General features: G+C 37.7%; 19 protein-coding genes. 11 read left to right on the forward strand and 8 right to left on the reverse strand.

What is annotated here, in order from left to right; all coding sequences use genetic code 11:
• Positions 1–234: 234 nt before the first annotated feature.
• Together atpC and atpD are read right to left on the reverse strand one after the other, a co-directional pair.
• The gene (atpC, locus tag B154_RS0125405; protein WP_018617170.1) at positions 235–486 is read right to left on the reverse strand and encodes an ATP synthase F1 subunit epsilon; all 252 of its coding nucleotides are present in this window, start codon (positions 484–486) and stop codon (positions 235–237) included.
• Positions 487–579: 93 nt separating this feature from the next.
• Positions 580–2,079 (reverse strand): F0F1 ATP synthase subunit beta, encoded by a 1,500-nt coding sequence (atpD, locus tag B154_RS0125410; protein WP_018617171.1) that lies wholly within the window; start codon positions 2,077–2,079, stop codon positions 580–582.
• 265 nt (positions 2,080–2,344) lie between these two features.
• Here atpD and yihA point away from each other — a divergent pair, with 265 nt between their 5' ends.
• Positions 2,345–2,995: a ribosome biogenesis GTP-binding protein YihA/YsxC gene (gene yihA, locus B154_RS0125415; RefSeq protein WP_018617172.1), complete on the forward strand. Its 651-nt coding sequence runs from the start codon at positions 2,345–2,347 to the stop codon at positions 2,993–2,995.
• Positions 2,996–3,089: 94 nt separating this feature from the next.
• On the opposite strand, the gene B154_RS0125420 is transcribed toward yihA, so the two are convergent.
• The 3 genes from B154_RS0125420 to B154_RS0125430 form a co-directional block, all read right to left on the reverse strand.
• Positions 3,090–3,563: a ribonuclease H-like YkuK family protein gene (locus B154_RS0125420; protein ID WP_018617173.1), complete on the reverse strand. Its 474-nt coding sequence runs from the start codon at positions 3,561–3,563 to the stop codon at positions 3,090–3,092.
• 366 nt (positions 3,564–3,929) lie between these two features.
• Positions 3,930–4,721: a DUF3108 domain-containing protein gene (locus B154_RS0125425; protein WP_157580963.1), complete on the reverse strand. Its 792-nt coding sequence runs from the start codon at positions 4,719–4,721 to the stop codon at positions 3,930–3,932.
• Between the two features lies 1 nt (position 4,722).
• The gene (locus B154_RS0125430; RefSeq protein ID WP_018617175.1) at positions 4,723–5,757 is read right to left on the reverse strand and encodes a lysylphosphatidylglycerol synthase transmembrane domain-containing protein; all 1,035 of its coding nucleotides are present in this window, start codon (positions 5,755–5,757) and stop codon (positions 4,723–4,725) included.
• A 181-nt stretch (positions 5,758–5,938) separates the two neighbouring features.
• Here B154_RS0125430 and ruvC point away from each other — a divergent pair, with 181 nt between their 5' ends.
• Positions 5,939–6,505, forward strand: a complete 567-nt coding sequence (gene ruvC / locus B154_RS0125435; RefSeq protein WP_211217546.1) for a crossover junction endodeoxyribonuclease RuvC — start codon at positions 5,939–5,941, stop codon at positions 6,503–6,505.
• A 106-nt stretch (positions 6,506–6,611) separates the two neighbouring features.
• Here the strand turns inward: ruvC and B154_RS0125440 are convergent, their stop codons facing one another.
• The gene (locus B154_RS0125440) at positions 6,612–7,379 is read right to left on the reverse strand and encodes a Bax inhibitor-1/YccA family protein (protein ID WP_018617177.1); all 768 of its coding nucleotides are present in this window, start codon (positions 7,377–7,379) and stop codon (positions 6,612–6,614) included.
• A 236-nt stretch (positions 7,380–7,615) separates the two neighbouring features.
• On the opposite strand from B154_RS0125440, the gene B154_RS0125445 reads away from it, so the two are divergent.
• On the forward strand, positions 7,616–9,469 hold the full coding sequence (locus tag B154_RS0125445) for a 2-oxoacid:acceptor oxidoreductase subunit alpha (RefSeq protein ID WP_018617178.1): 1,854 nt from the start codon (positions 7,616–7,618) through the stop codon (positions 9,467–9,469).
• Positions 9,470–9,675: 206 nt separating this feature from the next.
• Here B154_RS0125445 and B154_RS0125450 read toward each other — a convergent pair whose 3' ends face one another.
• Entirely contained in the window at positions 9,676–10,272 is a 597-nt protein-coding gene (locus B154_RS0125450) for a glycosyl-4,4'-diaponeurosporenoate acyltransferase CrtO family protein (RefSeq protein ID WP_018617179.1), read from the reverse strand.
• 300 nt (positions 10,273–10,572) lie between these two features.
• Between B154_RS0125450 and B154_RS0125460 the strand changes: the two genes are divergently transcribed.
• Both B154_RS0125460 and B154_RS0125470 read left to right on the forward strand, forming a co-directional pair.
• Positions 10,573–13,905, forward strand: a complete 3,333-nt coding sequence (locus tag B154_RS0125460) for a vitamin B12-dependent ribonucleotide reductase (RefSeq protein WP_018617181.1) — start codon at positions 10,573–10,575, stop codon at positions 13,903–13,905.
• A 160-nt stretch (positions 13,906–14,065) separates the two neighbouring features.
• Complete coding sequence (locus tag B154_RS0125470; RefSeq protein ID WP_018617183.1) at positions 14,066–14,548, forward strand: YcxB family protein; 483 nt, start codon at positions 14,066–14,068, stop codon at positions 14,546–14,548.
• On the opposite strand, the gene B154_RS0125475 is transcribed toward B154_RS0125470, so the two are convergent.
• Positions 14,549–14,977, reverse strand: coding sequence for a GNAT family N-acetyltransferase (locus B154_RS0125475; protein WP_018617184.1), 429 nt, complete (start codon positions 14,975–14,977; stop codon positions 14,549–14,551).
• 412 nt (positions 14,978–15,389) lie between these two features.
• Here B154_RS0125475 and B154_RS0125480 point away from each other — a divergent pair, with 412 nt between their 5' ends.
• The 6 genes from B154_RS0125480 to B154_RS0125510 all read left to right on the forward strand — a co-directional run bounded on the left by B154_RS0125480 (position 15,390) and on the right by B154_RS0125510 (position 21,027).
• A complete protein-coding gene (locus tag B154_RS0125480) occupies positions 15,390–15,626 on the forward strand; it encodes an acyl carrier protein (protein WP_018617185.1) in 237 nt (78 codons plus the stop codon).
• Positions 15,627–15,729: 103 nt separating this feature from the next.
• Complete coding sequence (gene fabF, locus B154_RS0125485) at positions 15,730–16,983, forward strand: beta-ketoacyl-ACP synthase II (RefSeq protein WP_018617186.1); 1,254 nt, start codon at positions 15,730–15,732, stop codon at positions 16,981–16,983.
• A gap of 4 nt (positions 16,984–16,987) precedes the next feature.
• Entirely contained in the window at positions 16,988–17,698 is a 711-nt protein-coding gene (gene rnc, locus B154_RS0125490) for a ribonuclease III (RefSeq protein ID WP_018617187.1), read from the forward strand.
• A gap of 252 nt (positions 17,699–17,950) precedes the next feature.
• On the forward strand, positions 17,951–18,691 hold the full coding sequence (locus tag B154_RS0125495; RefSeq protein ID WP_018617188.1) for a phosphoadenylyl-sulfate reductase: 741 nt from the start codon (positions 17,951–17,953) through the stop codon (positions 18,689–18,691).
• A 7-nt stretch (positions 18,692–18,698) separates the two neighbouring features.
• Positions 18,699–19,607, forward strand: a complete 909-nt coding sequence (gene cysD, locus B154_RS0125500; protein ID WP_018617189.1) for a sulfate adenylyltransferase subunit CysD — start codon at positions 18,699–18,701, stop codon at positions 19,605–19,607.
• A gap of 166 nt (positions 19,608–19,773) precedes the next feature.
• On the forward strand, positions 19,774–21,027 hold the full coding sequence (locus tag B154_RS0125510; RefSeq protein ID WP_018617191.1) for a sulfate adenylyltransferase subunit 1: 1,254 nt from the start codon (positions 19,774–19,776) through the stop codon (positions 21,025–21,027).
• Positions 21,028–21,032: the final 5 nt, after the last annotated feature.

The raw sequence follows: 21,032 nt of genomic DNA on the forward strand, positions 1-21,032 counted from the left end.
TTCGTTGTCAGGCAGACTTATATCGGTTGAATAAAGACAATAGAAAATTATTTGAATTCTTATTTCGAAAAGTGAAGCAAAAACAATTTGAAAAAAAGACATTCGAAATTTGTTATATGGAAATTAGAAAATGCTTCTAGCTTAAACTCACTATTTTTCTTACAAAAACTTGCATAATAATAAAAGCCTCAACTTTTTTGGTTGAGGCTTTTAAAAATCTTATCCTAATACAGGCTATAACTCTGTAGCACCTTCTACTAATACGGTTGCTTTATTGTTCAATACTTCTATAAATCCGCTTTCAATCCTGAAGTTTGAAGTCGTGTTTTTATCCTTAATTACTTTCACCGTACCTTTTCCCAGTGCGCTTACTATGGGTGCATGCCTGTTAAGCACCTCGAACTTCCCGTCAATGCCTGGAAGCTGTACACCATATACATCACCGCTGTAAAGTCTTTTTTCCGGAGTTAATATTTCTAACGTCATAATTTAATTTGAAAAACATCAATTTAAAAATCTGAAAGTGAAATGCAATAAGAAACTGGACAATATCACATTAGCACATCTTCAAATCTGCCTTTAAGCCTTTGCAGCTTCCATCATTTTCTTACCTTTTTCAATCGCATCTTCCAAAGTACCGACAAGGTTAAAAGCTGCTTCAGGGTACTCATCCACTTCTCCGTCCATAATGGAATTAAAAGCACGAATGGTATCTTCGATGCTAACAAACACACCTTTTAAACCTGTAAACTGCTCTGCTACATGGAAGGGCTGTGACAAGAAACGCTGTACTTTACGTGCACGCGCTACTGTTAATTTATCTTCATCACTCAACTCATCCAAACCAAGAATGGCGATAATGTCCTGTAATTCCTTATAACGTTGTAAAATCAATTTTACCCGGTTTGCACAATCATAATGCGCGTCACCAACAATATTAGGTGTAAGAATACGGCTCGTACTATCCAATGGGTCTACCGCAGGATAAATACCAAGGTCAGCAATCTTACGGCTAAGTACGGTTGTGGCATCAAGATGGGCAAATGTTGTTGCCGGGGCCGGATCAGTTAAGTCATCCGCCGGTACATACACCGCTTGCACTGATGTAATTGAACCGTTTTTGGTTGAAGTAATACGTTCCTGCATCAATCCCATTTCTGTGGCCAAAGTTGGTTGATAACCTACCGCAGATGGCATACGTCCCAACAAAGCGGATACTTCTGAGCCGGCTTGGGTAAAACGGAAGATATTATCGACGAAGAAAAGAATATCTCTTCCTTTTCCCTGTCCGTCTCCATCGCGGAAATATTCAGCAATGGTCAAACCGCTTAAAGCCACTCGCGCACGTGCTCCCGGTGGTTCATTCATTTGACCAAAAACAAATGTCGCTTTTGATTCTTTTAATTCTTCGAGATTTACAGACTCCAAATCCCATCCACCTTCTTCCATGCTGTGCTTGAATTTGTCACCGTATTTCATAATACCAGCTTCAATCATTTCACGCATCAAATCATTTCCTTCACGGGTTCTCTCTCCCACGCCTGCAAATACCGATACACCGCCATATCCTACGGCAATATTATTAATCAATTCCTGAATCAATACTGTTTTACCTACACCTGCACCACCAAATAAACCAATCTTACCCCCTTTGGAATAAGGCTCAATAAGGTCGATAACTTTAATGCCGGTATAAAGAATTTCAGAAGAGGTACTCAGATTTTCAAATAAAGGAGGTTTACTGTGAATAGGACGTCCGTTTACTTTACTTACTGGTGGTAGTCCATCAATAGGGTCACCGGTTACATTAAATAATCGTCCGTTAATACCTTCACCTACAGGCATACTGATTGGTCTTTCAGTGTCAATAACCTGCATTCCCCTAACAAGACCCTCGGTACCATCCATAGCAATACAACGCACACTATCCTCCCCAAGATGTTGCTGCACTTCCATTACCAGGATATCTCCATTCTCACGTTTCATCTCGAGAGAATTATAAATCTCGGGCAAACTTCCTTCAAACTGCACATCTACTACGGCGCCGATAACTTGTTTTACCTTTCCAACTTTCGACATATGACAAATATTTATTTGCTTAAATTTGGCGCAAAGGTAAGGAAATAAGGCTTTTATTTATTTTAAAATCTGATTGTTTTTTCATTCTTATACATGAGAACGAAAATTATCTCACACTCTCGTGCTTATAAAAATTCTATCTTCTATTTTAAAATAAGCAACTGAATGGAAGTTTACTGACAAAATTTCTATAATTACCCTTCGGCTTATTGACCCTATAACTAATTTGCCTCTTCACTTTGTGACTAATCCATAACTTGCAACTATGTATATTAAATCTGCTGAATACATTATTTCAAGTCCTGATTATACTAACTGCCCTGCGCCTGACAGGCCAGAATATGCTTTTATTGGCCGCAGCAATGTTGGAAAATCTTCTTTAATAAATATGCTGACAAATAATCAGAAACTTGCTAAAACTTCCGGCTCTCCGGGAAAGACGCAGCTTATCAATCATTTTGGAATAGAATCGTGGAAAGGAGATGAAGCACCCGCAGGGCATGTAAAGCCTGATATATGGTATATAGTTGATTTACCGGGATATGGTTTTGCTAAAGTATCACTAAGCAGCCGGAGAAAATGGGAACAAATGATTGAGAACTACCTGAGAAAACGGGAAACACTTGTAAATGTGTTTTTACTAATAGACAGTCGTCATTCGCCCCAAAAAATTGACCTTGATTTTACAGAACAACTACGAAAATGGGAAGTTCCTTTTACAATCGTATTTACAAAATCTGACAAAGAAAACCAACGAACGGTATCGGCCAATGTAAAAGCATTTTTTGAAGCGATGAGAAAAACATGGCAGTTTCTGCCCCAAAGTTTTGTAAGTAGTGCAACTAAAAAACAGGGAAGAGATAAAATTCTATCGTTTATACAAGAATGCAATGAACAATTTTACAAGGGAGAATAATGGAATCTCTTTTTGAAAATAATTAATGACACGCGGTCTTTATAGGTCTATTACCACTAACGGAAACCGACTTTAAACAATACACTCCAGTTCTTTAATTGACTACTTTATTTGCGCAACTGCTGCTGGCAAAGGCCTCAGGTTTTGCTTTAAAGGCGAAACCCATCCCGAGTATATAACCCATTGCTTCGCGAAGCGCATCGTTACTTTTAAATTGCGGATTGGTGTTAATATCAGCGTGTACTTCCATATCGATATCGTACATAGTAAAAAGATTACATAGTTCGTATGCAATCTCAATACTTTTGGCTACTTCCACCAACATTCTCTCTTTAATCGTGTACTTATGGCGCGTCTTCTCATTGCATATATACATAAACCCCCCGTGACCTTCTCGAAGAAAAACAATAACAGTTGCAAACTCTGTTTCGATACCTTTTACCTGGCTGTCTGTGCCTATACACACTTTAAGCCTGTTTCCGGCTGATGTTTCATTTTTAATAACCGTTTCTACTGCCTCTTTGATCGGAAGGTGAAGAGGTTCTCCGCTAAACTTTCTCCAAAGCATAAATAATAAGTTTATGGTAATTTACCTATTATTTTCTATTTCTATTGCATTTATCGTATTATTTTATTATTTTATTAGAATTTTTTATATTCGAAGGAAGAGAGAATATCACTAATTGTAATAAACAAGGTCTTAAGTTGTGTTACGAAACCACCAAACAAGAGAGGTAAATGTTATTCTGATTATGCCAAGATATGATTGAAAAGATTTCTAGCAGTTGCAACAAGGTCTTAAGTTGTGTTACGAAACCACCAAACAAGAGAGGTAAATGTTATTCTGATTATGCCAAGATATGATTGAAAAGATTTCTAGCAGTTGCAACAAAAAACTTAAGCAACGTTTATACAATTAGAGTAACAAATAAAACTATCGAAAACTTATTAAAGAACTTAATGGATACCTGAGGTTGTCGTAACTCATCATATCTACTTTAACTGAGCCAACCAATAGAGGGCTTTCAATTCTTAAAGGTATTTTGTTGCCATCGTCACTTACATAAACAGTCATTCTTTCACCGCCTTCGAATATCGTTCCCTTTAAAAGCAACGGTTTAAATTTTATTGCATGAAATTTTCCATACTGGGTTTTTACTGTTTGCTTTCCCTCGTACCGGATGTACATATTATAAATTTCATTGTCTAAAAACATGTAAAACGGAATCTTATCGCCCGGCTTATATCTATTAAAGTCTATGTTACGTGCATAAAATACGGAACTAACTACATCTTGAATACAATTGGGAACTTTGTATACTCCCTGTGTTGTTATGGCAGTGTTCGCAGCGTGGTTAAAAGTAATGTTCTCATACTTTTTATAACCGCCTTCGTCAACATTGCGAATAAATTTATAGGGATTTAATGTAACGGTATCGATATAAGTTTCGTACCGGTCTCTGACCTTAAAAATCCAATCGTATTTGCTGTTTGTTGCGCCTGTACCTACAATATGATAAACGGGCTTATTAAATAATCTTTCAGTAGTGACTCCAATATTTGCCGTTCCTGCATTTACATAAAGACCAAGGGCATTATAAAAAACTATAAGACTCACCCTTTCACCTGCATGAAAACTATTGTTACGTATACCACAGAAATCATCACCTGCAGTCAGACGAGCGGTAAAAGAAAACAGTACAATAACCAATAAAATTTTTTTCACGCTACTTGCTTCTAAATAATTTTATCCCCAAAATAAACAAACTCCCTGCCAAAGCAGGTACAACTAAGTTAATAAGCCAAATGGTAGTAGCAGTCAATACAATACCTATGGTATTGGTGCTAAAAACCCCAAACAGAAAAATACTTATTTTTCCTCGCACTCCCAACTCTGCCAAAGCAATTGTAGGTATGATCGCCAAAACAAGAAACATAACTGATATCAGCCAAAAGGCGTTCCACGCACCAATATCAACTTTAAAAACCTGCAATAACAAAAGGTATTGCACCACAAATACCATGTACCTTAAAAATGAAATCAGCAACACTTTTAACAGTTCGCGCCAGCCAAAGTTTTCAAGCTTTTGAATAAAGTATGAATATTTCGCGACAAAAGGAATTTTTTCCAAGAGCCTGATGAGCCAGCTTATTTCAAAATAAACAGATAGTAAAGCTATGGTAATACCAATCGAGCCATAAGTAATTATATTTACAATAGGCATTGACAATACAAAAATTTGTTTAGTTGCATTATAAAAGTGACTTTGTATTACAAAAAGACCAATTGTTCCTAACAGCATTGTTATGATTAACTGGCTCATACTACCTACAAATGTCAGCGTCACAGCTCTTATCCGATTCCCTTCCTTTACGTACAATATCCTTCCTACATACTCACCTGACCCATTCGGTGTATTCATTGCGAGAGAAACACTTAAGCCTGATAAAATAGCCTTGAAAGCTCTGAAAAACGAGATCTCCTGTATGTGATTAATAAGAGTCTTCCATTTCAGCGCCTCGCAGCTCCAGTTACCCAGCATAAGAAGAATAACCAGTAACGCTTTCCAGGCATCATTGCCAAACAGTGATAGTTTTATTTGCTGAAAGGAATGTTGCCAATCCTTCTGATGAACTATGTTGCGATATATAGAAACAGATAAACCGATGAAGAGTAAGGGACCCAGAAAATAGTTGATAAATATCTTTAGGCTTTTGTTCAGAGTTTTAAAATTTCGCAAACGTACAAAATATAATTCCAAACCCTTTACCAGTTAAAACATTACTATAATTAGACAACGAAGACAAAGAAAACCTAGTCTGGCTTTAAAAGTTAGCAGACTTTGTAAAACAGGTATCCTTTTCTCAGTACAGGTACCTATGAATTGGTTGATCAAAATTTAAATCAGCAGTTAAACCGAGATAAAGTATTTTCACACTTCAATGATGAAAAAGGGAAATGTTATATTAGGAATTGATCCTGGAACGTTGTTTATGGGTTATGCATTGATGGAAGTGACTGCAGGTAAGCCGCAACTCCTTATGATGGATGTGCTTAAACTATCGGGCAAAAAAGATGCCTATGAAAAATTGCAGAAAATTCATTTAAAGGTTTGTGAACTCATTATACATTATAAACCAGATACGTTTGCTATAGAAGCTCCTTTTTACGGAAAAAATGTGCAAAGCATGCTTAAACTTGGCAGAGCCCAGGGAGTAGCAATTGCGGCAGCCATGCAGGCAGGATTGAGCGTAACCGAATATTCCCCAAAAAAAGTAAAGCAATCTATAACCGGCAACGGAAATGCTGACAAAGACCAGGTCTGGAAAATGCTGCAGCGTATACTGAGTCTTGAAGAAAAACCTGATTCGTTTGATGCGACAGACGCGTTGGCTGTTGCCTTATGTCATCATTACCAATCCAGTTCTGTATTAGGCAATTTAACAAAAGGTCTTAAAGGATGGGAAGACTTTATTGCTAAAAACCCGGGAAGGGTTACAGGCAAGTAATTATCTCTTACAACTTACATATTCCAGATTGATTTAAACGAAATAAAAAAAGCCGGATGTTTAAAAAATCCGGCTAAAGTTATGCGTTTCTCTTTTTTTGGATACCTTAATCTCTACGTGAAAAACGACTAAGAAGTTTAAGAATTTCTATATATAGCCAAACTATGGTAACCATAAGGGCAAAAGCACAGTACCATTCCATATATTTTGGAGCACCCATTTGAGCACCTTGCTCTATCATATCAAAATCCATAATAAGATTAAGAGCAGCTATTACCACCACAAAAAGGCTAATGCCTATTCCCAACATGCTTCCATTTCCAACCATCATAAAATCCATTTGCACACCAAACATGCGGACAACCCAGGTAGCAAGATAAAAAATTCCTATACCGATCATCGATGTAAAAAGAACGGATCTGAACCTTTCGGTTACCCTGATTATACGAAAATTATATAGCAAAAACATAGCGACTGCCACCCCAAGGGTAAGCCCTACAGATTGCATGATAAGGCCTGGATATCTTGCACTAAAGGCTTCGTTCATTATGGCAGAAATTGCTCCTAAAAACAAACCTTCAAGCAGTCCGTAAAGAGGCGCAAGGAAAGGAGCCCAGCTACGTTTAAATGTAATAATAAGCGCTACAACCAATCCGCCAAAAACACCGGCCAGCATTAAAGGCATCATTGTTTGTGCTTTACCCTGGTAGTACAAATGCCACGTAAAGCCTGCACCTGCAATTACCATTAAAAATAAAAAACCGAATTTATTCATTGCGCCCCGGGCAGTCATTACTCCTTGTTGCTGATCTGCCAGGCTTGTATTAAAAATCTTTTCTGTTAAAGTAGGATTTCCTGATTTTAAAAATTGCATAATGCTATTTATTTATTGTTTTGGTTCAATAATCAACAAATATAAATCACACATTGTTACTGGTTTGAAAAAAATGACAGAGAGAGTTGAAAGTTACTGTTAACATTTTACTCAATGTTTTATTAATAAAGGCAATTTATATAATTATTAAGAATACCGGGGATGTAAAATGCAAAACGCCACTTAATTCTCCCCTTACTTGTAGTACTTTTGCAAATTGTTTAATATTTGGATAAATGAACACTAAAGAAGAAGTTTTACAGGACGTAGTTATAAAATTTGCAGGTGATAGCGGAGACGGAATGCAGTTGACAGGAAGCCAGTTTACGAATAATACTGCTTTATTGGGTATAGACCTCGCAACTTTTCCAGACTTTCCGGCAGAAATACGTGCCCCTATAGGTACATTGCCTGGTGTTAGCGGTTACCAACTTCATTTTAGCAGCAACAGAATTTTTACTCCGGGAGACGAATGCGACGTATTGGTAGCAATGAATGCAGCTGCGCTAAAAGTAAATCTAAAGAATTTAAAAAAAGGCGGAAGGATAATCGCAAACACCGACGGTTTTGATGCTAAAAATTTAAGACTTGCTAACTATCCTGATGGAATCAACCCTCTTGAAGATGATAGCCTCACCAATTACCAGGTAATTAAGATAGATGTTACAAAGCTTACGCGTGAGGCATTGAAAGAATTTGAAATGGGTACCAAGGAAAAAGACCGTGCAAAAAACATGTTTGTATTAGGTTTTTTATACTGGATGTACAACCGAGATATGGATAATACTATCAGTTTTTTAACAGAGAAATTCGGAAAAAAAGATATTATTCTTCAAAGCAATATTAAAGCCTTAAGGGCTGGGTACAATTATGCTGATACTACAGAAACATTTACCACGCGGTACCATGTAGACAAGGCAAAGATGCAAAAAGGGAGTTACCGCAATATAATGGGTAACCAGGCCTTAAGTTATGGCCTCATTGCTGCCAGTCAAAAAAGTGGCTTGCAATTATTTTTAGGCTCTTATCCCATTACACCCGCTTCTGATATTTTGCATGAATTAAGTAAGCATAAGGCTTTTGGAATTAAAACTTTCCAGGCGGAAGATGAGATTGCTGCAATAACATCAGCAATTGGCGCAAGCTATGGTGGGTTGTTGGGAGTAACTACGACTTCAGGCCCCGGTATGGCATTAAAAGCTGAAGCGATGGGTTTGGCAGTAATGCTTGAAATTCCTTTAGTAATTATAAATGTACAAAGAGGAGGTCCATCGACTGGTTTGCCTACAAAAACAGAGCAAAGCGATTTGTTGCAGGCTTATTATGGCAGAAATGGAGAATGTCCGATGCCTGTAATTGCCGCCTCCACTCCCAGCGATTGTTTCAATGCTATTTATGAGGCGGTAAGAATTTCTGTGCAGCATATGACTCCGGTTATTTTTTTAAGTGATGGTTTTATAGCAAATGGAGCAGAACCGTGGAAGTTTCCTAAAAGCAGTGATCTGCATAAAATAGAGGTAAAGTTCAAAACTGATCTTGGAGACCATGAAGAGAAATTTCAGCCATATTTAAGAGATGAAAAGCTGGTACGTCCCTGGGCTATACCCGGCACGCCTGGCCTTGAACATAGAATTGGTGGCATAGAAAAGCAAAATATTACCGGAAATGTTAGTTACGATCCCGACAATCACCAACTGATGGTGAAGATAAGAGAAGAGAAGGTGGAGAAGATTGCCCAGCACATACCCGAACAAAAATTAGATAACGGCCCCGCTAAAGGAAAGGTACTTATACTTGGCTGGGGAAGTACGTATGGCGCTATTAAAAGTGCTGTGCAGGAGTTGCTAAACGAAGGTTACACAGTTGCTCATGCCCACTTACGTTATGTTCGTCCTTTTCCAAAAAATCTGGGTGATATGCTAAAAAACTATGAGCATATATTAATTCCGGAAATCAACAATGGACAATTAATAAAAATAGTACGTGATAAATATCTTGTTGATGCAAAAGGTTATAATAAAATAATGGGAATACCGATAACAAAAGGTGAGTTAATCGAGGAAGTCAAAAGGATAATCGAGGAAGAATAAACCTCCATCGTCCTCACTAATGGCAACTTTTTAAGAATTAAACATGGTTGTTTGTTGTGTACTCTAGACCCTACTTACGAAACGATTAGTTAATATAACAGATAAAACGCTGTAAGTAGCCAAAACTGGGACAAAAGGATGAATAAAGATTTCAGCAAAAATATGTTCTCAGAAAATTAAAAGAAAGGTTGCTAACCTGGTAAACACTAGATAATTAGTGGAGCAATGTTACGCGGCTTTTTTCGTTTTGTTCGAGTCGATTCCAACCTAATTCTTATATATTGTTGCAACAAGCAGGGATAAATATTGTAAATGATATTGTTTAGTGCAATTATAATAGCCCAACGGGCATAATTATTTTTTAAAGCATAAATAATTACAAAAAAGAAAAACAAAAACACAACAAAGTGGAATTTCTCCAGCATATACGTTTGCTGGATGGCTTTATAAATGCCGTTTTGTCTCTGAGAGATTGCTTTATATCCAGGAAATCTTTTTCTTACAAATTTATTTATTATGTCTCCGTTTTGGGTAAAGCGATTTATAAAAGCGACCCCCGTTTTTCTGTAAAAAGCAGGTGTTTTTCCCGGCAAGATGTTATTAAAAAACGCTTTTGGAAGAATTGCAGACAAAAGGCTTACAATTAGGAAGTAACCAAATGTTTTCCAGTCAATACATCTGTAACAAAAAACTGAAATTGGGGTAAGATTTAAAACAGACCAAAAAACGTTTGGTATGACGTTACACGCTGCCACAATTCTTTTTATTCTTGCTGCATTTGCTGTTTCATCTGCCTTTTTCATATTAGTTTACACTGACTGCTTTTATCCGCGGTTCAGACATTATTCAAATGACTTTAAACAGTTATTTTATTGCGCTAAAAAGTAAGTGTTAATTCTTACGAAACCAAAACGCATGAAGATTATTTTATCTAAATTGCTATAATTCAAGCTCTGTAAGCTTTTGACATATTTGTTAACATTCGGTGGATTCTTATCTGTTGCTTTAGAAGCAAAACACCAATATTTTCGTAATCCCGCTTTTGTTTTTTGCAGGGATCCAATGTTCTTAAAACCTTCATTCTTATTTAAAATTTTTTGCTAATGACCGCCACAAAAACCACCAAAGGACTACAGTTTAGCCGCCGCTTTACCAAAGAAGGTATGTCTCCTTTTGACATGTTTACATATGACTACCGAACCAGTATTATCCGTAACCCTTCGGGTGAGGTTGTATTTGAAATGAAAAATGTTGAAGTTCCTGCACAATGGAGCCAGATAGCAACAGATATCATTGCTCAAAAGTATTTTCGTAAGGCGGGCGTTCCACAACCCGATGGGAGTCTGGGCAGAGAAACTTCCGCAAAGCAGGTTGCACATCGTATGGCTAACTGCTGGAGAGTATGGGGCGAACGTTATAACTACTTCAATAGCACCGAGGATGCTCAGATTTTTTATGAAGAATTGGTATATACTATTTTAAACCAGGCTTGTGTTCCTAACAGTCCGCAATGGTTTAATACAGGACTATACGAGAGTTATGGTATTTCAGGCAAGCCGCAGGGTCATTATTATGTAGATCAGAATGATGGACAACTTAAGAAGTCTACATCTGCGTATGAAAGGCCTCAGCCTCATGCATGTTTTATTTTAAGTGTAGAAGATGATCTTGTTAATGATGGTGGTATAATGGATTTATGGGTTCGCGAAGCAAGAATTTTTAAATATGGTTCCGGAGTGGGAACAAATTTTTCCAGCATAAGGGGTGAAGGAGAAAAGCTAAGCGGTGGCGGCACTTCGAGTGGGTTGATGAGTTTTCTTAAAATTGGCGACCGTGCAGCAGGAGCTATTAAAAGTGGCGGTACAACACGCAGGGCAGCCAAAATGGTTTGTCTAGACCTTGATCATCCGGAGATTGTAAATTTTATAGACTGGAAGGTTGAAGAAGAAAAAAAGGTAGGTGCTCTCATAGCTGCAGGTTATGCAAGCGATTACGAGGGAGAAGCTTACCGCACTGTTTCGGGTCAGAACTCCAATAACTCCGTGCGTATTCCTAATGAGTTTTTTGAAAAACTTGAAAAAGGTGAAGAATGGGAATTAAAAGCTAGAACAGACGGTCATGTCATGAGAAAAATTTCTTCAAGAGAATTATGGAATAAAATTTCTTATGCAGCATGGAGATGCGCTGATCCCGGAACGCAATATAACACTACTATCAATGAATGGCACACCTGTCCCAAAGGTGGCGAGATAAGAGCTTCTAATCCATGCTCTGAATATATGTTTCTCGATAACACAGCCTGTAACCTGGCTTCTGTAAACCTGAGAAAATTTCATAACGATGAAACAAATCTTTTTGATGTAGAAGGCTTTGAGTATACCTGCCGCTTGTGGACAGTTGTGCTGGAAATCTCTGTTTTAATGGCCCAGTTTCCCAGCAAAGAAGTCGCACAACTTTCATATGAATACAGAACTTTAGGTCTCGGTTTTGCCAACCTGGGAAGTGTACTTATGGTTAGTGGCATTGCTTATGATAGTGAAGAAGCACGAGGTATTGCTGGAGCTATTTCTGCTATTATGACCGGTGTAAGCTACCGTACAAGTGCTGAAATAGCAAAGTACCAGGGAGCCTTTGTAAAATATGCAGAAAATAAAGAAGATATGCTGCGCGTAATGCGCAATCATCGCCTTGCTGCTTACGATGCAGACAGTTATGAAAAACTAAGCATCAAGCCACAGGGAATAAAAGCGCAGCATTGCCCCGATTATATGTTAAGGGCTGCATGTAAGGCATGGGATGAAGCAGTGGAAATGGGCGAAAAGTATGGTTACCGCAATGCACAAACTACTGTTATTGCTCCAACCGGTACCATTGGTTTGGTAATGGATTGTGATACTACGGGCGTTGAGCCTGACTTTGCGTTGGTAAAGTTTAAAAAATTAAGCGGCGGTGGTTATTTCAAAATAATTAATCAATCAGTTCCACAGGCATTAAAAAACCTTGGATATAATGCAAAAGAAGCAAATGCAATTATAAAATATGCTGTTGGTTCAGGAACGTTTGATGGGGCTCCTTTTATAAATCCTCAATCACTTAGTGAGAAAGGATTTATTGCAGAAGAAATTAATAAATTAAGTCAGGCAGTAAAAGCTGCTTTTGAAATAAGTTTTGTTTTCAATCGTTTTGCCCTTGGTGAGGCTTGTTTGGAAAGACTCGGCTTTACTGCTACAGAATATAATGACTGGAACTTTAACCTTCTTGAAGCGCTTGGATTTACAGATGAGCAAATTGATGCTGCAAATGATTATATATGTGGAACCATGACTGTAGAAGGTGCGCCGTATTTAAAAGAAGAGCATTTACCGGTTTTTGATTGTGCCAACAAATGCGGCAAAAAAGGAGAAAGATTTATACACGCTTATGGTCATATTCGTATGATGGCAGCTACACAGCCCTTTATAAGTGGGGCTATCTCTAAAACAATTAATTTGCCGAACGAGGCAACAGTTGAAGAGATTGCAGATTGCTATATGCTTAGCTGGCAATTGGGTTTAAAGGCAAACGCTTTGTACCGTGACGGTTCTAAACTTTCGCAGCCACTTAGCAACAAAAGCGACAAAAAGAAGAAAACTGAACAGGCCGAAGAAACCATAGACGTAAAAGAGGAACAGGAATCAAACATTGTTGATTTAAGTAAATTGACAGTTGAGGAGTTGCTTGAAGAAGTGACAAAGCGTATGCATGATTCACCTGATACCCAGCTAAAACGTAAGCTGAGTGATATAGTTCAGCGTAAATCTTTGCCTTCAAAACGTCGTGGCTTTACGCAAAAAGCAAAGATTGGCGGACAGGTAATTTTCTTACGTACGGGAGAATACAATGACAACACCTTAGGTGAAATATTCATTGACCTTGCAAAAGAAGGCTCAACACTTCGCAGCCTTATGAACTGTTTTGCCATTGCTGTTTCGGTTGGTCTTCAATATGGTGTGCCTTTAGAAGAGTTTGTAGAGAAGTTCGTATTTACCAAATTTGAACCGGCAGGAATGGTAGATCATCCCAATATTAAAACCACTACTTCAATCGTAGACTTTATATTCCGCTGCCTTGCTTATGAATATATGGGACGCACTGATCTTGTTCATGTATTAGATAAACCTGAAATAAGCAATCTTGCCGATGAAACTGATGATAACAATCAAGGCCATGAGATAAGCAGTATAAGGATCACACCTTCTTCCCATAGCAGCGCTCCAACCGCCAAGCAACATAAGACGGCATCTGTAAAGGTCGAAGCAGGACTAGATGCAGTAAACGCCGCAGCCAAAACAATGCAGAGTGACGCTCCTGCCTGTAACACTTGCGGACATATTACCATACGCAGTGGCACTTGTTACAAATGCCTCAACTGCGGAAACAGTATGGGATGCAGTTAAGACAGAATAAAAAATCTTCAAAAACCCTTGATACTTGTATCAGGGGTTTTTCTTTTAATCTACTTACCCTATTAATTAATGATGCAGTAGAAAGATACCCATATGGTAATTTTGCCTTTGGCTTCTGTTTAACTACATTTGAAGTTTACAAAACCTCTTCATGCAAATTTTTTTCTCTTACGATAAAAAATTAGTTATACAAGCACTTCGTTATCATTTTATTAATCGTTCTGAAGTCAGGCTTTTGATGATATTAGTTAACCTGTTTGCAATATTTTCGGCAGCATTATTCTATTTTCATAAAGTTTCTCCACTTGCATTTTTACTTAGCTCAGTATTATGGATAGCTCTAATGATTTCTTTCTGGTTTATTTTACCCAATACTGTTTATAAAAAAGCTTCCACCTTTAAAGATACTTTTAAAATGACATTTGGAGAGCATCGGGTAAGGTTAGAAAATGAACGGGGTTTTACTGAATGGAATTGGGAGAAATTTGCATCTTACATAGAAAGTCCGCATTTTATTCATTTATACTTTGACAGCAAATCTTTCTTTCTGGTACCAAAAAATGCATTAGAAAAAGATGGGAACCTTGAAAGCCTGAGAAGATTACTACACGAAAAAATAGGTAAAAAAAAATAGCTATAGCATTTTTTCCATATTAAAATGTGGAATGTTTAATTCTTTAAATTCTTTACCAACAATTTTATATCCAAGCTTTTCATAAAATCCTGCAGCAGTTTTACGCGCATGCATTATAATTTTTTTATTGCCTCTGTCAGCTGCAATATTTTCTGCAAATTGCATTAGCACCCTTCCAATTCCCTTACCCTGCAAACCTGCTTTTACGGCCATTTGTCTTAGTTGAACTGTATCTGGGGCAACTTGTATAAGCATACAACATCCTAACATTTCATCATCTTCGTAAGCTGCGATCAGCAAATTGTCTTTTTCTTTTTCAAGATCTTCAGGAGAAAAAGTAAGACCCAGGGGCTTTCGAAGGATCTGCGTACGCAGATCAACCATCTGTTTATACTCCTTACTACCGTAATCGATAATTTTTAATGGCATAATCGCTTTTGCTTACAGTTTATTTAATTATTCCTTACAAAAATATCATTTCTGATCCGTAAAAAAAGAAGAATGCTAGAAAAAATATCTTATTAACCTTTATAAGGATATATATGATGTAAGGCTCATATTCTTTATAATCTAATGTTAATGCCCTCATCTCAAATGGAAAACCTTATTTTAATAAAAGAAACCTTTTGCCAACTAAAGTGTGCTTAATATTCGCAAGGCAAATGGTGCATGTAATTATATCGTTGTATATATACTATATAACTTCCTTTTTTAGTTTAATTTATATGCAAAACCAAGCCTTGTTTTTACACATAATAATTGTTTTGAAATAAAAGTGAGGTATTTCCTTGCTTATTTACCAAAAATTATATTTTTGCATCCGTAACTAAACTTTATAACAATGTCAGACATCGCAACAAGAGTTAAAAAAATCATTGTTGACAAACTCGGGGTAGACGAAGCTGAAGTAACTACAGAAGCATCTTTTACCAATGACCTGGGTGCCGACTCTTTGGACACCGTAGAATTAATTATGGAATTTGAAAAGGAATTCAATATTTCTATTCCGGATGAGCAGGCTGAAACAATTACAACAGTAGGCCAGGCTGTTGCGTATTTGGAAGAGCATGCTAAATAATTGGCATATTCCCTTTATTAGCAATAATTATTAATCCGCCTTACATGTGTGCATTTTTGCTGCTGTAGGCGGATTTATCACTTAAAAATTTACATGCTTACGTATGGAATTAAAAAGAGTTGTTGTAACTGGTATCGGCGCTTTAACACCCTTGGGAAATAATGTTGATGACTATTGGAATGGTTTAATAAACGGTGTATCAGGCGCTGATTTAATAACCTTGTTCGATGCATCTAAATTTAAAACCCGGTTTGCCTGTGAAGTTAAAAACTTTCAACCTACTGATTTTCTTGACAAAAAGGAAGCACGTAAAATTGATCGTTTCTCTCAAATAGCGATTATTGCAAGCGACCAGGCCATGCTTGACGCAAAACTTGATAAGGATTCAATAAACCCTGATCGTGCGGGGGTAATTTTTGGAAGCGGTATTGGTGGAATCATGACCTTTCAGAATGAGGTTTCAGATTTTGCCAGGGGAGATGGAACACCACGATTTAATCCTTTCTTCATTCCAAAAATGATTTTGGATATTGCAGCAGGCCAGATATCCATGCGACATGGTCTAAGAGGTCCTAATTTTGCCGTTGTAAGCGCCTGCGCATCCTCTACCAATGCAATTATTGATGCTTTTAATTATATAAGGATTGGTAAATCTGACATTATTCTTACAGGTGGAAGCGAGAGTGTTATCTGCGAAGCAGGTGTTGGTGGGTTCAATGCCATGAAGGCTCTAAGCGAAAGAAACGACGAATATAAGACTGCGAGCCGTCCATACGATAAAGATCGGGATGGCTTTGTAATGGGCGAAGGCGCCGGTGTACTGGTTTTAGAAGAACTTGAACATGCGCTTGCGCGGGGTGCAAATATATATTGCGAGATAGCTGGCGGTGGAGCCACTGCTGATGCTTATCATATAACTGCTCCTCACCCTGAAGGACTGGGTGCAAAAAATGTAATGCTGGCCGCATTAGATGATGCAGGCATGAAACCTGAAGATATAGATTATATAAATACACATGGAACATCTACTCCATTAGGAGATGGGGCCGAACTAAAAGCTATTTTACATGTTTTTGGAGAACAGGCCTATAAACTAAACATAAGCTCTACTAAAAGTATGACTGGGCATTGTCTTGGTGCTGCTGGTGTTATCGAAGCAATTGCATGCATTAAAACTATAGTGCACGGCATAGTTCCGCCAACTATCAATCATTTCAACGATGATCCGGAACTTGATTCCAATTTAAACTTCACCTTCAATAAAGCCCAGCAGCGCACTGTTAATGCGGCTTTAAGTAATACATTCGGTTTTGGTGGCCACAATGCTGCAGTTATAGTAAAAAAATTTGTAGCTTAACCCTGTGGAAATAATTGACAGATTTTTAGGCCGTAAGAAAAATGCTCATTCGCTGCAAAAGCAACTGGAAAATGTTTTGGGTATAAAAACCCGAAACATTTCTTTATATACCACCGCACTTAGCCACAGATCGGTAAAAGAGAATGCCGATGAAAATAATGAACGCCTTGAATACCTGGGCGATGCCGTTTTAAGTTCTATTGTAGCAGATTATCTTTTCAAAAAGTATCCTTATAAAGGTGAAGGCTTTCTTACAGAAATGCGCAGCAAAATGGTAAATCGGCAGCAACTGAACGATTTAGCTATTAAAATTGGCCTTAAAAAGATAACATTATATAATAAAATTGATGGTTCATTAAAAGGAAGCCAGATATTTGGCAATACACTCGAAGCTTTAATAGGCGCTTTTTACCTTGATAAGGGCTACCGCAAGACGCAGAAATGGGTAACCAAACACATGATTATCCAGCATTTGTATGTTGATGACCTTGAACTTATAGATATAAATCTGAAGAACAAATTAATAGGTTGGGCAACTAAAAATGTAAAATTATTAGAGTTTCAGACGATCCAGGAAAAACTGGAAAACAATCGAAGGGTGTTTACTATTGCAGTCGTATTAGACGGTGAGCAACTCGCTGTTGGAAAAGGATATAATAAAAAAGAAGCCAGCCAGATAGCTGCACAATTGGCCATTGAAAAATTAGGTTTGTAACGTTTTTCTGCCTTTTTTAAAATTTTTAGATTTTTTTCTACCTGCGGCGAAGATTTTAAATTTTTAGCCGCTGTTGATTTTATCGTTTGCCCGAGTCCTTCAGCAATTATTATGTACGAGTAATTATTTTCTGTAGATATTCCACCAAATATTACTCTTTTATGACGTCTTTACTCCCCCGCTAACTCTACTGATTTGGTAGACGAATAATTCTGCCTTAATTTTGCACCTCCAATCATTATTCTGTTTACAATGACTCAGCAATTATCAGATTATATAGCGGATTTACAAATAAAGTCAAAGGACTTGTCGATAGCTGAAATGCTGAAGCAATTAACCCTTTCGCATCCCGGAAAAGTTACTTTTTCAACTAGCTTCAGTTGGGAAGACCAGGTTATTTCACATCATATTCTTTCAAATAATCTTCCCGTTAGGATATTCACCCTCGATACAGGAAGGCTTTTTCCTGAGACTTACTCTGTTTGGAGTCGTACAAATGAGCGCTACACTACTAATATTAAGCCTTATTATCCTGACAATACTTTACTTGAACCTTTTGTATCAGAAAAAGGTCCTAACTCTTTCTACGAATCTCCTGAAAACAGGATAAGCTGCTGCCACATTCGTAAAGTGGAGCCCTTACGCCGTGCGCTAAAGGGAAATGAAATTTGGGTGACAGGCCTTCGTGCAGAGCATTCTCCTAACCGTCATGATCTTGAAGCATTTGAGTGGGATGAAGTTAACGGGCTGATAAAATTTCATCCATTGGTAAGTTGGACGACAGAAGAAGTGAAGGCTTATATAAACGAGCATAATATACCTTATAATATTTTACACGACAGAGGTTTTGTTAGTATAGGTTGCCAGCCCTGCACAAGAGCTATTCAACCCGGCGAAGACTTCAGAGCCGGAAGGTGGTGGTGGGAAGACAGTAGCAAAAAAGAATGTGGTTTACACGTTCATACTAATAGTAATAACCTTCAACAAGCATAGTGGTAATATGAGCAAATATCATTTTGATTATTTAGATAATTTAGAATCGGAAGCGATTCATATATTTCGCGAAGTAGCCGGCCAGTTCGAGCGACCTGCATTATTATTTTCGGGAGGCAAGGACTCTATTACGCTGGTTCATCTTGCGCTAAAAGCTTTTCGCCCCGGAAAGTTTCCATTTCCTCTGGTGCACATCGATACAGGACACAACTTCCCCGAAGCCTTAGCTTTTCGTGATCATTTAGCAGAAAAAATAGGCGAAAAATTGATCGTACGAAATGTTGAGGACACTATAAAGGCAAAAGGCCTCACAGAACAAAAAGGAAAGTTTGCAAGTCGCAATGCCCTTCAAACTTTTACTTTATTAGATACGATTGAAGAATTTAAGTTTGATGCTTGCATTGGCGGCGCGCGTCGTGATGAAGAAAAAGCGAGAGCTAAAGAAAGAATATTTTCTGTTCGTGATGAGTTTGGACAATGGGATCCAAAACTGCAACGCCCGGAATTATGGAATACTTACAATGGAAAAATACATAAAGGCGAAAATGTGCGTGTTTTCCCTATAAGTAACTGGACAGAGCTAGATGTATGGAATTATATCCGCCGCAATAATATTGAGTTGCCTTCGATTTATTATGCACATGAAAGAGAGGTATTGGAATACGAAAACCAACTGGTAGCCACAAGTGAGTTCATAAGAGTTGACCCGGGAGATAGTATTGTAAGGAAAACTGTTAGGTATCGCACGGTAGGTGATATGACATGTACAGCAGCGGTGGAGTCAAACGCAAGTACCATCGAAGATATAATTTCTGAGATCATAGCTACAAAAACCAGTGAAAGAGGTGAAACTCGCATCGATGACAGGGTTAGTGAGGCAGCGATGGAAGATCGAAAAAAGAATGGATATTTCTAACTGTTTCAGCGTTGAAGTGAGGAAAGAGAATACAGCTTTTAGGGCAAGAAAAGGGAAAAATACCAGGATAAGAACCAAAAATACTTTAATTAATAATTAAACAACTTAACTCCCGTTTACCAGGGATTTAGGGCAAAACACAAAATCCCCTTTAGGGGTTAGGGGCATGGATATATTAAAACTAATAACAGCAGGAAGTGTTGATGATGGTAAAAGTACTTTAATAGGACGTTTACTTTACGATAGCAAATCAATTTTGATTGATCAGTTAGAGGCGATCGAAAAACAAAGTAAGAATAAGGAACAAGGTGAAATCGACCTGGCTTTGCTTACTGATGGTCTTCGTGCTGAGCGTGAGCAGGGAATTACAATAGACGTTGCATACAAGTATTTTTCAACGCCTAAACGCAAGTTTATTATTGCAGATGCTCCGGGCCATATACAGTACACTCGCAACATGGTTACAGGCGCAAGCAATTCTGACCTTGTTATTATTTTAATTGATGCCCGTCATGGTGTTATTGAGCAAACACGGCGTCATTCTATTATTGCTTCCTTGCTTCAGCTTCCGCATATTGTAGTTGCTATAAATAAAATGGACCTGGTTGAATTTAAAGAAGATGTTTATAATAATATCGTAATTGAATATTCAAAAGTTGCTGCTCAGCTAGGTTTAAAGGACGTTACTTATATTCCTATCTCTGCTTTAAATGGTGATAATATTGTTGACAAGAGCGATAAAATGCCTTGGTATCAAGGCGAGTCATTGTTGTCTTTTTTAGAGCAAGTAGAAGTCGAAAAAGATATTAATTATACAGACGCCCGTTTTCCGGTTCAGTATGTAATAAGACCTCAAACAGAAGAATTACATGATTATCGTGGATATGCCGGAAAGCTTATAAGCGGTGTTTTTGCAAAAGGTGATAAAATAATTGTACAGCCTTCTGGTTTGACAAGCAAAATAAAATCTATAGAAATTGGGGGCGAAGAGATAGATGAAGCTTATGCACCGCAAAGTGTTGTGTTACAACTGGAAGATGACATAGATGTAAGCCGTGGTGATGTAATAGTGCCGGTTGATAATCTTCCTCATGTAGAGCAGGAAGTAGATGTACTGGTATGTTGGATGGCAAATAAACCATTTGCTGCAGGCAATCGTTATTTTCTGCAAATAAATAGCCGTGTCGTAAAAACCGTAGTGAAAGAAATCGATTACAGGCTGGATGTTAACAGTCTCGAAAAAGATTATAGCATAAAAAGCGCTGCATTGAATGATGTGGTAAAAGCTAAGATTAAAACAGCGTCACCAATTGTATTTGATGAGTATGATAAACTACGAGTAAACGGTGGAGCTATTTTAATTGACGAAACAAGTTTAGTAACAGTCGGCGCTTGCATGATACAAACCCTTAACCCGTAAAGGAC

Origin of the sequence: Segetibacter koreensis DSM 18137, assembly GCF_000374045.1 — a bacterium.
Lineage (GTDB): Bacteria > Bacteroidota > Bacteroidia > Chitinophagales > Chitinophagaceae > Segetibacter > Segetibacter koreensis.

Excerpts from the sequence above, each read along its gene's own strand:
- B154_RS0125460 (WP_018617181.1), top strand. The coding sequence starts at position 10,573 with ATGACCGCCACAAAAACCACCAAAGGACTACAGTTTAGCCGCCGCTTT.
- B154_RS0125475 (WP_018617184.1), bottom strand. The coding sequence starts at position 14,977 with ATGCCATTAAAAATTATCGATTACGGTAGTAAGGAGTATAAACAGATG.
- fabF (WP_018617186.1), top strand. The coding sequence starts at position 15,730 with ATGGAATTAAAAAGAGTTGTTGTAACTGGTATCGGCGCTTTAACACCC.
- ruvC (WP_211217546.1), top strand. The coding sequence starts at position 5,939 with ATGATGAAAAAGGGAAATGTTATATTAGGAATTGATCCTGGAACGTTG.
- B154_RS0125440 (WP_018617177.1), bottom strand. The coding sequence starts at position 7,379 with ATGCAATTTTTAAAATCAGGAAATCCTACTTTAACAGAAAAGATTTTT.
- B154_RS0125480 (WP_018617185.1), top strand. The coding sequence starts at position 15,390 with ATGTCAGACATCGCAACAAGAGTTAAAAAAATCATTGTTGACAAACTC.
- B154_RS0125420 (WP_018617173.1), bottom strand. The coding sequence starts at position 3,563 with ATGCTTTGGAGAAAGTTTAGCGGAGAACCTCTTCACCTTCCGATCAAA.
- B154_RS0125510 (WP_018617191.1), top strand. The coding sequence starts at position 19,774 with ATGGATATATTAAAACTAATAACAGCAGGAAGTGTTGATGATGGTAAA.
- B154_RS0125445 (WP_018617178.1), top strand. The coding sequence starts at position 7,616 with ATGAACACTAAAGAAGAAGTTTTACAGGACGTAGTTATAAAATTTGCA.
- B154_RS0125470 (WP_018617183.1), top strand. The coding sequence starts at position 14,066 with ATGCAAATTTTTTTCTCTTACGATAAAAAATTAGTTATACAAGCACTT.
- cysD (WP_018617189.1), top strand. The coding sequence starts at position 18,699 with ATGAGCAAATATCATTTTGATTATTTAGATAATTTAGAATCGGAAGCG.
- B154_RS0125495 (WP_018617188.1), top strand. The coding sequence starts at position 17,951 with ATGACTCAGCAATTATCAGATTATATAGCGGATTTACAAATAAAGTCA.
- B154_RS0125450 (WP_018617179.1), bottom strand. The coding sequence starts at position 10,272 with ATGAAAAAGGCAGATGAAACAGCAAATGCAGCAAGAATAAAAAGAATT.
- yihA (WP_018617172.1), top strand. The coding sequence starts at position 2,345 with ATGTATATTAAATCTGCTGAATACATTATTTCAAGTCCTGATTATACT.
- atpC (WP_018617170.1), bottom strand. The coding sequence starts at position 486 with ATGACGTTAGAAATATTAACTCCGGAAAAAAGACTTTACAGCGGTGAT.
- atpD (WP_018617171.1), bottom strand. The coding sequence starts at position 2,079 with ATGTCGAAAGTTGGAAAGGTAAAACAAGTTATCGGCGCCGTAGTAGAT.